This is a genomic window from Sphingomonas bacterium, from assembly GCF_903644135.1.
In the GTDB taxonomy this organism is placed as follows: domain Bacteria; phylum Pseudomonadota; class Alphaproteobacteria; order Sphingomonadales; family Sphingomonadaceae; genus Sphingomonas.
In genome coordinates this window covers 1-3,315 of sequence record NZ_CAHJXA010000315.1, presented here as the reverse complement: position 1 = coordinate 3,315, position 3,315 = coordinate 1, and the positions used below count along the sequence as shown (strand labels likewise).

Sequence of the window (3,315 nt, the reverse complement as noted above, 5' to 3'; positions counted from 1 at the left end):
GCCGCGACGTTGCGCGCGGTGCCCGGGGCCTCGTCGACGAGCGTGCTCCACGAGCGCCCGCTCGCCTTTGGCCTGCCCGACGCCGCCGCGCACCCGGCGGGCGACCGCCGGATCGGCGTGATCTGGCACACGCAAGGATCGGGCAAGAGCTTCCTGATGGCCTTCTACGCCGGGCTGCTGGTGCGGACGCCCGCGCTGGAGAACCCGACGATCGTCGTCGTCACCGACCGCAACGACCTCGACGACCAGCTCTTTGCCACTTTCTCGATGTGCAGCGACTTGATCCGCCAGACGCCGATCCAGATCGAGAGCCGCGAGGATCTTGCCGACCAGCTCGATCGCGCCTCCGGCGGCGTGATCTTCACCACGATGCAGAAGTTCGCCCCCTCCGCGAACGCGCCGCCGGGCGACAGCGGCTATCCCGCGATCAGCGACCGCCGCAACGTCATCGTCATCGCCGACGAGGCGCACCGCTCGCAATACGGCTTCCGCGCGCGGATCGACCGCAAGACCGGCGAACTGGCCTATGGCTTCGCCAAGTATCTGCGCGATGCGCTGCCGGGCGCCTCGTTCATCGGCTTCACCGGCACCCCGATCGAGAAGGACGACGTCAACACGCCCGCCGTGTTCGGCGACTATGTCGATGTCTACGACATCGCCCGCGCGGTCGAGGACGGCGCGACGGTGCCGATCTATTATGAGAGCCGGCTCGCCCGCATCGAGCTGCCGCCCGAGGCGCTGCCCGTCATTGACGCCGAGATCGAGGGGCTGACCGAGGACGAGGCGACCAGCGAACAGGAGCGGTTGAAACAGCGCTGGTCCGCGGTCGAGAAGCTGGTCGGATCCAAGGAGCGGCTGGCGATGATCGCCGCCGACCTCGTCGCCCATTTCGAGGACCGCGTGGCCGCAATGGACGGCAAGGCGATGGTGGTGTGCATGAGCCGCCGCATCTGCGTCGCGCTCTACGACGCCATTGTCGCGCTCCGCCCCGACTGGCACGGCGACGACGATCAGGCCGGCGCGATCAAGGTGGTGATGACCGGCTCCGCCACCGACGCGCCCGCCTGGCAGCCGCATATCGGCAACAAGGCACGCCGCGACCTGCTGGCCAGGCGGACGAAGGATCCGGCCGATCCGCTCCGGCTCGTGATCGTCCGCGACATGTGGCTGACCGGCTTCGACGCGCCGTCGATGCACACCATGTATGTCGACAAGCCGATGCGCGGCCACGGGCTGATGCAGGCGATCGCGCGGGTGAACCGCGTGTTCCGCGACAAGCCGGCCGGGCTGGTCGTCGACTATATCGGCATCGCGCAGAACCTGAAGAAAGCGCTCGGCCAGTATTCCGCCTCCGACGCCGCCGAAACCGGAATCGACGAGGCTGAAGCCGTGGCGGTGCTGATCGAGAAGGTGGACGTGGTCCGGGCCATGTTCCACGGCTTCGATGTGGCTCCGGGCATCACCGGCAACCCGGTCGCCCGCCTGAAGTGCCTGGCGGAGGCGATCGAGTTCATTTTGGCTCGCCAGCACGAGCTGGCCGAACGCGAGACCACCGACGACGCTCGCAAGGCTGCCCATCGCCGTTTCCAGGACGCGGTGCTGGCGCTGACCAAGGCCTTCGCGCTCGCCGCCGCTAGCGATGAGGCCCGCGCGGTCCGCGACGAGGTCGCCTTCTACCAGACGGTCCGCGCCGCTCTCGCCAAGACGGGTGGCGGCGGAGTGGCAGCGAGCGACCGCGACTTCGCCGTGCAGCAGCTGATCGATCGGTCCGTCATGTCCACCGAGATCGTCGACATCCTGCGCGCCGCCGGGCTGACCACGCCGGACATCTCGATCCTGTCCGACGATTTCCTCGCCGAAGTTAAGGCGATGGACCGGCCGAACCTTGCGCTTGAGGCTCTCCGCAAGTTGCTCGGTGATCAGATCCGCTCGCGCAGCCGCACCAACGCAGTCGAGAGCCGCCGCTACTCCGAGCGCTTGACGGATGCCATTGCGCGCTACCACACCAATGCGGTCAGCACGGTGGAGGTGCTCCAGACGCTGATCGACCTCGCCAGGGAGATACGGGCCGAGCAGATCCGCGGCGAGGCGGAAGGCCTGACCGCAGAGGAGATCGCCTTCTACGACGCGCTCGCCGACAACGAGAGCGCGGTCGACATCATGGGCAACGAAAGCCTGAAGGTGATCGCGGGCGAACTGACGAACAGCCTGCGGGCGAATGCAACTGTCGACTGGTCGCATCGCGAAAGCGCCAGAGCGCGTATGCGGGTTCTAGTTAAGCGCATCCTGCGCAAGTATGGCTATCCCCCCGACCTCCAAGACGCGGCGGTGCAGACAGTCATTCAGCAGGCCGAACTATTAGCGGCTGGATGGTGATCGCAGATCCGACTTCCTCATTCGACCAGTTTGGAGTGACGCAACCGTTTGGGAGGCTTCACTGCTGGGCTGGTATGCCGTTAAAGACCCACTTATGGTCATTCGCGAGGGCCTTGACGCTCTCAACCATCTGCCGTTCGTTCAGCTTACCTCCAAGCTCGCACCCCTGACATTTGTCACCCGCCCGGCATGACGCTCGCCACTGCCGGTTCGCGTCGAACAGGTGCAAGTTCCGCCCATCCAACAGGAGTGGGCAGATGGAACAGTATCTGGCGGCTGCGGCGTCGCTGACGAACGTCTCGAAGAGCCTGGGAGGCAAGCTGGTGCTGGATCGGCTGAGCTTCTCGATCCGCGCCGGTGAGGTGACCGCGTTGCTCGGCCCGAACGGTGCAGGCAAGTCGACCACCGTCGGCCTGCTGATCGGGCGGCTGCAACCCGAAGCCGGGGACGTTCAGTTATATGGATTGAGACCAGACCGGCCGGCGGCACGGGCGCGGCTGGGTGTCATGCTGCAGACGGCGGGGCTGCCCGACGTGATGACGGTGGGCGAGGTGGTGACGCTACAGTCGGGCTACTACCGCGACCCGCGGCCGCTGCGCGAGACACTGGCCCTCGCCGGCTTGGAAGACCTCGTCCAGCGCCGCTGCGGCACGCTGTCTGGCGGGCAGGCGCGGCGGGTCCAGTTTGCGCTCGCGATTTGCGGCCGGCCCGACCTGCTCGTCCTCGACGAGCCGACCGCGGCGATGGATCGCGCCTCGGCGCGGGCGCTGTGGTCGACGGTGCGGGATGCAGCCAGCGATGGCGCGGCGGTGCTGATGACCACCCACGACCTTGCCGAGGCGGACGCGCTTGCCGACCGCGTGGTGGTGATGGACGCCGGCCGCATCGTCGCGGACGACACGCCGGCGGCGATCCGCGCGCTGGCCGGCGGCGCGGTGG

The 3,315-nt window shown here is 67.5% G+C and carries 2 protein-coding genes; both read left to right on the top strand.

The window, feature by feature from the left end; translation table 11 throughout:
* Positions 1-2,376, top strand: a 2,376-nt coding sequence (locus tag HUU96_RS13625) for a type I restriction endonuclease subunit R (protein ID WP_174293296.1), incomplete at its 5' end; no start/stop codon positions are given.
* A 257-nt stretch (positions 2,377-2,633) separates the two neighbouring features.
* Positions 2,634-3,315, top strand: a 682-nt coding sequence (locus HUU96_RS13620) for an ABC transporter ATP-binding protein (protein ID WP_174293295.1), incomplete at its 3' end; no start/stop codon positions are given.